This window comes from Methylococcus sp. S1M (assembly GCF_051295855.1).
Lineage (GTDB): Bacteria > Pseudomonadota > Gammaproteobacteria > Methylococcales > Methylococcaceae > Methylococcus > Methylococcus capsulatus.
This window is the reverse complement of sequence record NZ_JBPDXO010000066.1, coordinates 1-237: the sequence shown is the minus strand read 5'-3', so window position 1 is coordinate 237 and position 237 is coordinate 1. Positions and strand designations below refer to the sequence as shown.

Annotated in this window: 1 pseudogene; it reads left to right on the top strand. The window is 63.7% G+C overall.

The annotated features are described in order from the left end of the window. A pseudogene (locus ACSHWJ_RS16085) lies at nucleotides 1-237 on the top strand (phage tail sheath subtilisin-like domain-containing protein); the annotation flags it as partial.

Genomic DNA, 237 nt, shown 5'->3' with positions numbered 1-237 from the left:
ACGTGGTGGTCAAGCACACTGCCGGCACGCCGAACTATGTGCTCAACACCGATTACACCCTGGATGCCGCCTACGGCACGATCACCAGCAAGGCCGGCGGCGCCATCGCTAGCGGCCAGTCGGTGAAAGTGAGCTATTCATGGCTGGACCCCTCCAAGGCCGAGAACAGCGACCTCATCGGTGCAGTCGATGGCGCGGGCAACCGGACCGGCATGCAGGCGAGGCTCAATGCCTACC